At 67.1% G+C, this 697-nt stretch carries 1 protein-coding gene; it reads right to left on the minus strand.

What is annotated here, in order from left to right; all coding sequences use genetic code 11:
• Positions 1–567 (minus strand): magnesium chelatase ATPase subunit I (locus tag DM995_RS09305; RefSeq protein WP_198669310.1); only part of this gene is annotated, 567 nt, incomplete at its 3' end.
• Positions 568–697: the final 130 nt, after the last annotated feature.

The following is a 697-nucleotide window of genomic DNA, read 5'->3' on the forward strand; positions in this document are numbered from 1 at the left end:
GTCGAGCAACTGAGGACGCAGCTCGCCCTCTTCGGGGTTGCCGCTGCCGATCAGCACGAATTTCGCGGGGTGCCGGACAGACAGCCCCTCGCGCTCGACCAGATTCTCGCCCGATTGCGCGACGTCGAGCAACAGGTCGACCAGATGGTCCTCGAGCAGGTTGATCTCGTCGATATACAGATACCCGCGATGCGCGCGGGCGAGCAGCCCCGGCTCGAACGCCTTCTCGCCGCGCCCGAGCGCGCGTTCGAGGTCAAGCGCGCCGAGCACCCGGTCTTCGGTCGCGCCCAAGGGCAGGTCGACGAACGGCACCGGCACCTTGGCGGTCTTGCGCGCGCCGCACTGGTCGGGGCAGCGTTCCGCTTCCTCGGGTGCGCAATTGTAGCGGCAACCGGCGATCGCCACCATCGGCGGAAGCAGCGCGGACAACGCGCGCGCGGCGGTGGACTTGCCCGTGCCGCGATCGCCGAACACCATCACCCCGCCAATGCGCGGATCGACCGCGCTGATCAGCAAGGCACGCTTCATTTCGTCCTGGCCGACGATGGCAGAAAAGGGAAAGGCCATAGAGCCCATGTCTAACACATCGGACGGCCATCACAAGCAGAGTGTCAGGCTAGGTTGACGGTTGCGAGATAAAGTCCTCCCCGAGCTTGCCTCGGGGAGGGGGACCGCCGGCCGCAGGCCGGGGGTGGAG

Source organism: Blastomonas sp. UPD001, assembly GCF_003426715.1.
Lineage (GTDB): Bacteria > Pseudomonadota > Alphaproteobacteria > Sphingomonadales > Sphingomonadaceae > Blastomonas.